General features: G+C 73.0%; 6 protein-coding genes and 1 pseudogene. 5 read left to right on the plus strand and 2 right to left on the minus strand.

Translation table 11 applies throughout. The features are described from left to right. From B7767_RS47980 to B7767_RS13250, 3 genes and pseudogenes are all read left to right on the plus strand, one after another. Positions 1-166, plus strand: a pseudogene (locus B7767_RS47980) (HAD family phosphatase); the annotation flags it as partial. 138 nt (positions 167-304) lie between these two features. Beyond that, the gene (locus B7767_RS13245) at positions 305-3,121 is read left to right on the plus strand and encodes a beta-L-arabinofuranosidase domain-containing protein (RefSeq protein ID WP_085572362.1); all 2,817 of its coding nucleotides are present in this window, start codon (positions 305-307) and stop codon (positions 3,119-3,121) included. Between the two features lie 92 nt (positions 3,122-3,213). Next, positions 3,214-3,963 carry a DUF4142 domain-containing protein gene (locus B7767_RS13250; protein WP_085572363.1) on the plus strand — a complete coding sequence of 250 codons (750 nt, stop codon included), beginning with the start codon at positions 3,214-3,216 and terminating at the stop codon, positions 3,961-3,963. A gap of 5 nt (positions 3,964-3,968) precedes the next feature. Here B7767_RS13250 and B7767_RS13255 read toward each other — a convergent pair whose 3' ends face one another. Next, positions 3,969-4,712 carry a LysR family transcriptional regulator substrate-binding protein gene (locus B7767_RS13255; RefSeq protein ID WP_085572364.1) on the minus strand — a complete coding sequence of 248 codons (744 nt, stop codon included), beginning with the start codon at positions 4,710-4,712 and terminating at the stop codon, positions 3,969-3,971. A 57-nt stretch (positions 4,713-4,769) separates the two neighbouring features. Between B7767_RS13255 and B7767_RS13260 the strand changes: the two genes are divergently transcribed. Together B7767_RS13260 and B7767_RS13265 are read left to right on the plus strand one after the other, a co-directional pair. Then, positions 4,770-5,168: a DUF5997 family protein gene (locus B7767_RS13260; protein ID WP_085572365.1), complete on the plus strand. Its 399-nt coding sequence runs from the start codon at positions 4,770-4,772 to the stop codon at positions 5,166-5,168. A gap of 100 nt (positions 5,169-5,268) precedes the next feature. Continuing rightward, positions 5,269-5,757 carry a hypothetical protein gene (locus B7767_RS13265; protein ID WP_085572367.1) on the plus strand — a complete coding sequence of 163 codons (489 nt, stop codon included), beginning with the start codon at positions 5,269-5,271 and terminating at the stop codon, positions 5,755-5,757. Here the strand turns inward: B7767_RS13265 and B7767_RS13270 are convergent. Next, entirely contained in the window at positions 5,723-6,034 is a 312-nt protein-coding gene (locus B7767_RS13270; protein WP_085572366.1) for a hypothetical protein, read from the minus strand. The two genes, B7767_RS13265 and B7767_RS13270, sit on opposite strands and share 35 nt — an antisense overlap. Positions 6,035-6,419: the final 385 nt, after the last annotated feature.

Here is a 6,419-nt window from a genome sequence, read left to right on the forward strand (position 1 = left end):
CGCCGCGCACGCGGCCGGGATGCGCTGCATCGCCGTCCCCTATGTCGCCGCCCAGGCCGACGCGCCCGAGTTCGCCACCGCCGGTCTGCTGCTGCGGGGCGGACAGGCGGAGTTCACGGCGCGGGCCGCGCACGCCTGGCTGACGGACTCCGCCCGGCGCCCCTGACCGGCTCCCGCCGTCCGCGCGCCCCCGGCGAACGTCCGGAACCGATCGCTTCCGCACCGTTGACGCCTTTCCGTCCCCTCCCTATCGCCTGGTCGACCGTTCGTACAGCGTTCGTGATACCGAACAGAGGAGCATCCCATGGCACGGCCCCTCTCCAGACGAACCCTCTTCCAGGCGGCCGCCCTGACGGCGACCGCGGTCTCCGCCGCGACCACCGGGCGCTCCGTCGCCGCACCCGCCGCGCCGGCCGCCGCTTCCGGCGTACCGGCGGCGTGGACCGTACGGCCCTTCGGGCTGGAGGACGTGACACTCGGACCGGGCGTCTTCGCCGGCAAACAGCGGCTGATGCTCGACCACGCCCGTGGGTACGACGTGAACCGGCTGCTCCAGGTCTTCCGCGCCAATGCCGGCCTGTCCACCCGGGGCGCGGTCGCACCCGGCGGCTGGGAGGGGCTGGACGGGGAGGCCAACGGCAATCTGCGCGGCCACTACACCGGCCATTTCCTGACCATGCTGGCGCAGGCGTACCGCAGCACCGGCGAACAGGTCTTCGCGGACCGGATCACCACCCTGGTCGGGGCCCTGACCGAGGTCCGGGAGGCGCTGCGCCGCGATCCGGCCGTGCTGAGCGTCGAGGGACGGTTCGGCCGCGCGGCGGAGAACGTGCGCGGCTCGTACCGGTACGTGGACCTCCCGGCGGCCGTTCTCGCCGGCTCCCCCGCACTCACCCTGTCCGCATGGGTGCGCCCCGCGCACGACGCCGCCTGGGCCAGGATCTTCGACTTCGGCGACGACACCACCCGCTATCTGTACCTGGCCGCCCGCAACGCCCGCGGGGTGCCGCGGTTCGCCGTCACCACCTCGGGGCCGGGCGGCGAGCAGGGCCTCGACGGCACCGCGCCGCTGCCGGTCGGCGAGTGGAGCCATCTGGCGGTGACCCTCGCCGACGGCACCGGCACCCTCTACGTCAACGGCACCGCCGTGGCCCGGAGCACGGACATCACACTGACCCCGGCCGCCCTCGGCACCCCCACCCACAACTGGCTGGGACGATCCGGCTTCCCCGCCGATCCGGTCTTCGGGGGCGCGTTCGAGGACGTCAACATCCATGCGCGGGCGCTGACCGCCGACGAGATCGCCGAACTGCGGGGCCGCCGTGCCGCCGACGCCTCGGCCGGCCGGGGCGACCTGGCGTCGTACGCCTTCGACGAGACGGCCGGGGGGACGTTCGCGGACGCCTCCGGCCGGGGTCTCGACGCCACCCTGCGCCGCACCTGGGGCGCGCCCAGCCACCCGGGCTTCCTCGCCGCGTACCCGGAGACGCAGTTCATCGAACTGGAGTCGATGACCGGCAGCGACTACACCCGGGTGTGGGCGCCGTACTACACCGCGCACAAGATCCTCAGAGGGCTGCTGGACGCGTATCTCGCCACGGACGACGACCGGGCGCTCGATCTCGCGTCCGGCATGTGCGACTGGATGCACGCGCGGCTGTCCGTGCTGCCGACGGCCACCCTGCAGCGGATGTGGGGGCTGTTCTCCAGCGGGGAGTTCGGCGGCGTCGTCGAGGCGGTCTGCGATCTGCACGCGATCACCGGACGGGCCGAACACCTCGCTCTCGCCAGGCTGTTCGACCTGGACCGGCTCATCGACGCCTGCGCGGCGGGCACCGACGTCCTCGAAGGACTCCACGCCAACCAGCACATCCCGGTCTTCACCGGCCTGGTGCGGCTGCACGACGAGACGGGCGAGGAGCGCTACCTCGCGGCCGCGAAGAACTTCTGGGGCATGGTCGTACCCCACCGGACGTACGCGATCGGCGGCACCAGCAGCGGCGAGTTCTTCAAGGCCCGCGACGCGATCGCGGGCACGGTCACCGACACCACCGCCGAGACGTGCTGCGCGTACAACATGCTCAAGCTGAGCCGGACGCTCTTCTTCCACGAGCAGGATCCGGCGTACATGGACTACTACGAGCGGGCCCTGTTCAACCAGGTGCTCGGCTCCAAGCAGGACCGGCCGGACGCGGAGAAGCCGCTCGTCACCTACTTCATCGGCCTGACGCCCGGTCACGTGCGCGACTACACGCCCAAGCAGGGGACGACCTGCTGCGAGGGCACCGGCATGGAGAGCGCCACGAAGTACCAGGACTCGGTGTACTTCGCGCGGGCCGACGGGTCCGCCCTGTACGTCAACCTCTACAGCGCCTCCCGGCTGACCTGGGCCGAGAAGGGCGTCACGGTCACGCAGACCACCCGCTACCCCGAGGAGCAGGGCAGCACGCTCACCATCGGCGGCGGCCGGGCCTCCTTCACCCTGCTGCTGCGGGTGCCGTCCTGGGCGACCGCGGGCTTCCGGGTGACCGTCAACGGGCGTGCCGTGCCCGGCGCTCCGGTCCCCGGCCGCTACTTCGGCGTCTCGCGGACCTGGCGCGAGGGCGACACCGTACGGATCTCCGTGCCCTTCCGGCTGCGGGTGGAGCGGACCCCGGACGACCCCGCGCTGCAGGCCCTGTTCCACGGCCCGGTCAACCTGGTCGCCCGCCAACCGGGGCCGGACGCCGTGCGGTTCGGGCTGTACCGCAATGCCGGCCTCTCCGGCGATCTGCTGCCCTCCCTCACCCCGGTTCCGGACAAGCCCCTGCACTACACGCTGGACGGCATCGAGCTGGCGCCCTTCGCGGAGGGGACCGAGGACCCGACCCACGCCTACTTCCGGCGCTCGGAACCGCGTGTGATCTTCGGCACGTCCGACTCCGGAGTCGCCAACCCGGCCCGGGGCGACGGCACGACGCTGCTCGACGAGATCTGGGCCGGGGCTCCCTTCCGCGGCAAGGGAGCGCTGGTGGCACGGGTGCGGTCCACCGTGGCGGCCTGGGTGTCCGAGGGCCTGCTGAGCCGCGCGGACGGCGACAAGGTGGTGAGCACGGCGCGGAAGGCGGTCTACGCCGACTGAGGCCGGCCGAAAAATCTTTCCCGGACGGTGATTGTCTCGCGCCCGGCGTCCGTACTTCCTGCTGTTGGGCCGTTCATATCCCAGGAGGCACGATGCGCATCTCGCGCAGCACGGCAGGAACCGCGTTCGTGGGCGGAGCCATGATCCTCACCCTCACCGCGCTCGCCTATCCCACCATGCTGGGCGTACAGAACACGTCGACCAAGCAGGACCGGGTGGTGGCCAACACGAACTACGGCCCGCTGACCGAGGCGGACCGCGACTTCGTGGTGAAGGTACGCGCGGCGGGGCTGTGGGAGCACCCGCTGGGGCTGCTGGCGATGGAGCGGGGGACGACGCCGGAGATGAAGGAGGCGGGCGAGCACCTGGTGGTCGGTCACGGCCGGCTCGACGCGTCCTGCCGCAAGATCTCCCTGGAGCTCGGCATCACGCTGCCGAACCAGGCGTCACCGCAGCAGCAGGGGTTCGTGGAGACCGTGAAGTCCACCAGCGGCAAGGAGTTCGACTCCACGGCGGTGAACATCATGCGCGTGACGCACGGGCAGATCTTCCCCGCCATCGCCAACATCCGGGCCAACACCAGGAACACCCTGGTCCGGCAGCTGGCCGACCAGGCCAACGACACGGTGCTCGACCACATCACGGTGCTGGAGAAGACGGGTCTGGTCAATCACGAGCAGGTCAACTTCCAGCAGACCAGCCCGCCCAAGATGCCGCGGGAGCAGGTGACCCCGCCGGCTCCGCAGGCGGGGTCGCCGGTCCTCGTGCTGGAGATCCCCAAGGGGCTGGAGGACCTCAACACGGCGTCCCCGGCGCCGTCACCGTCCCCGACGGTCCGGTAGCGCGGTCACGACCCGCGTCGGGGCCTGCCCCGACGCGGGTTCTTCGCCGTCCCGCCGGTTCCTCCCCGGCGACCGCGGCCGGCCGGCTGCTGCCGCCGGGCGGCGGGTCCGGGCTGCTTCGCCGGCGCCGGCTGCTGTCTGCGGCCCCTGGTGCTGTTGACGGTCCGGCCGCGGACGATCCCGATGAAGTCCTCGACCCGGTCCGTCGTCGCCGCCTCGGGCCAGGACAGCGCCACGCTCGACTCGGGAGCCCCTTCGAGCGGCCGGTGGGTGAGGTCCTTGCGGTGGTGCAGCCGGGCGAGCGACAGCGGTACGACGAGTACGCCGATCCCGGCCGCGACGAGTTCGATCGCGTCGGCGGTGGTGGCGGGACGTTCGAGGGCCGGCCGGCCGGGCAGGCTCTCCCAGGCGAGGACGTCGTCGAGCGGGTGCAGCACGATGTCGTCGGCCAGGTCCTCGGGGGACACCGCGTCGGCCGCCGTGACGAGGTGGTCCTTGGGCACCACGACGACCGTCTGCTCGGTGTAGAGGGGGATCGCGCTGAGGACCGTACGGTCGACGGGCAGCCGGACGAGGCCCGCGTCGGCGTCACCGTCCAGCAGCAGCCCCTGCGCCGCCCGGACGGGGACCTGCGTGAGGGTCAGCGGGACGTCGGGCAGCCGCTCGTTCCATACGCGCACCCATTTGTCGGGCATCACGCCGGGTACGTACACGAGCCGGAACGGGGGGGACACTTCCGAGCCTGTCACCTGGCCAGGTTACCGGCCGTGGTCGGCGGCCGCGCACACGCTCGATACCCTGACGTCATGACGCAGCACCAGAGCACCCAGACGATGAAGCCCGCGACCGCGGCGAAGAAACTGGGTGTGTACCTCGACGCCACCCCCGCCGACTTCCGGGACGGTGTCGTCTCACGCGCCGAGCTGAACGCGCTCCAGGCCGACCCGCCGCAGTGGCTGCGGGACCTGCGGCGCGACGGCCCCCACCCCCGCCCGGTGGTCGCGGCGAGGCTGGGCGTGTCCATCGCCGGCCTCGCGCGCGGCGGGGTCACCGAGGCCCTCACCACCGAGCAGATCGAGGCGCTGAAGGAGGAGCGCCCCGAGTGGCTGGAACGGGAGCGCGCCACCCAGGCCGAGGTCCGCAAGGAGGCGGCCCGGATCAAGAAGCGGAACGCGGAGCGCGCGGCAGGCGACGACACCCCCTAAACGCCAGCCCGCGCCACCCTTCCGGTGGATAGAAATATCTACCAGCATGTCCGTACCGCACGCGCCCACAGCGGCGCAGCCGACCGTGCCCGGGGTGGACATGCACAGCGCCATGTGGAAGCAAGCCGTCGAGTGGCTGGCCGCGGCGGCCACGGACCCGCAGGAGTGCAAGCGCGAGTGGGACCACGGCAGGGGCACGGCGCTGCTCGCGGCGGGCCGGTACTGGGACGTGCTGAGCGTGCCCGACCGGCTCGGGCTGCTCGCCCTGGACATCCTGTGGCGCGACCCCCTGAAGGTGCCCGGGCCCACGCTGGTGGACGTCACGGCCCGCAGAGTGGGGTTCTTCCTGCCGCCCGACCCGGCCAGCGAGTGGGTCGGCTTCGGGGTGCGGCACGTGGGTCGTGGGTCCTGGGTCGCCGTACCGCCGCCGTACCGGCCGGCCGGGCGTCTGGAGTGGCTGGTCCCGCCGGACGGCACCGGCACCCTGCACGCCCCCGGCCCGCTCGAACTGGCGCTGCGCGGGGCGACCGGCACGCTCGCCGTGCTGGCGCCGGTCAGCGCGGAGTCTGCGGTTCCGGAGGGCTGGTGAGTTCCTCGCCGATGTCCTCGGCGGGCGGCTTCAGCAGGGGGACCGGGACGGGGAAGGGCACGGGCAGCACCGTCGCGCGCTCGCCGACCGTGGCGGCGGCGAAGGACGCCCACAGGCCGTCGTGGTGCTCCGGGACCGTGCGCCCCCTGGCCCGCCACTCCGCGACGAGGGCCGTGTAGATCGGCGTATGACCGCCGTACCCGCTGGTGAGTCCGGCGTACACCCGGCCCGCGGCGTCGTGCCCGAGAAGGCGCCGCGCCGTCTCAGTGCTGTCCATGCCGGTCCAACGCGCCCCCGTGCGCCGGTGGTACGCCGGTGGCCGCAGGTCCGCCGGGTCGGGTGAAGCCGTCACCCGTACAGCCGTACGCGGGCGGAGGTCCGCCCTGGACGCGGGATCGAACCGGTGATCGGCACGTTGTCCGTGCGTTCGATCCAGGGCGGCCGGAGCACCCGGGCCGTCATCCGGGACGGGGCGTCGCGGCTGTCCGCCGAGCGCGGACCGGGGCCGGTGACCGTACGGCAGACCGCCGGCCGGGCTCGTGGTGCGCCGCTTCGGGCCGGGGGACGGGCTGTGGCAGGAGGCCGGCCGGCACGTCCCGGCCGTGTTCGGGGCGATGCCGGGCGAGCCGACCGGTGAGGGCGGGCCGGAGCCGCCCGGTCCG

Origin of the sequence: Streptomyces sp. 13-12-16 (assembly GCF_002114215.1) — a bacterium.
In the GTDB taxonomy this organism is placed as follows: Bacteria; Actinomycetota; Actinomycetes; order Streptomycetales; family Streptomycetaceae; genus Streptomyces.

Bases quoted from the DNA above. Each gene is read 5' to 3' on its own strand.
- B7767_RS13250 (WP_085572363.1), top strand. From the start codon at position 3,214: ATGCGCATCTCGCGCAGCACGGCAGGAACCGCGTTCGTGGGCGGAGCC.
- B7767_RS13265 (WP_085572367.1), top strand. From the start codon at position 5,269: ATGCACAGCGCCATGTGGAAGCAAGCCGTCGAGTGGCTGGCCGCGGCG.
- B7767_RS13245 (WP_085572362.1), top strand. From the start codon at position 305: ATGGCACGGCCCCTCTCCAGACGAACCCTCTTCCAGGCGGCCGCCCTG.
- B7767_RS13270 (WP_085572366.1), bottom strand. From the start codon at position 6,034: ATGGACAGCACTGAGACGGCGCGGCGCCTTCTCGGGCACGACGCCGCG.
- B7767_RS13260 (WP_085572365.1), top strand. From the start codon at position 4,770: ATGACGCAGCACCAGAGCACCCAGACGATGAAGCCCGCGACCGCGGCG.